The following is a 788-nucleotide window of genomic DNA, read 5'->3' on the forward strand; positions in this document are numbered from 1 at the left end:
ACGACGCTTTACGCCTCCGATCGCGATATCTTTGTATTCCTGGTCGACGATCTCAACCCCATAGAGGCCGGCCGCTTGCCGAACGGCGAACCAGATCTCTACTTTCGCGGATTCTACGCCTGGAACAGCGAGGTCGGCTCGAAAACGCTCGGAATCGCAAGCTTTTACCTGCGTGCCGTATGCCAAAATCGCAATCTGTGGGGCGTCGAGGATTTCCAGGAAATCACCATACGTCACTCCAAATACGCCGCCTCGCGCTTTGCGCTGGAAGCCGAACCGGCGCTGATCCAGTTCGCGGAATCCTCGCCCATGCCCTTCGTCACCGGCATCAAGGCAGCGCACGAGCGCGTTGTTGCCCGCAACGACGATGATCGGACGACATTCCTGCGCAAGCGCGGCTTCTCGAAAGGCGAAACCACCAAGATTATCGATGCTGTGCTCACCGACGAAGGCCATCCGCCGGCATCGGTGTTCGACTTCGTCCAAGGTATCACCCGCGTTGCGCGCGACAAGCAGCACCAGGATGTGCGGCTCGAAATGGAAGGCAAAGCCAAGAAGCTCCTCGACCTCGTTCACTGATCCCCGCCCAGGCCGGCGATCCCACATATCGCAAGCCGGCGTCCCTTCACCCCCATTTCAAGGCGCCGTCCTCACAACCATGAGGGCGGCGCCTTTCGTCGTGACGGACCACGAGGTCGGAAGGCGGGCTTTCGATCGTCCGTCATGGAGCGCGACCCATGCACGATACTGCCAAGACCCAAATGCCGCTGCTGACAGCTGACCAGCGC

1 pseudogene is annotated in these 788 nt (G+C 60.3%); it reads left to right on the forward strand.

Going from position 1 to position 788, the window contains the following annotated elements:
* Positions 1-579: pseudogene (locus EN742_RS36515) on the forward strand (DUF932 domain-containing protein); the annotation flags it as partial.
* Between the last annotated feature and the right edge of the window lie 209 nt (positions 580-788).

This window comes from Mesorhizobium sp. M4A.F.Ca.ET.020.02.1.1 (genome assembly GCF_004022645.1).
In the GTDB taxonomy this organism is placed as follows: Bacteria; Pseudomonadota; Alphaproteobacteria; order Rhizobiales; family Rhizobiaceae; genus Mesorhizobium.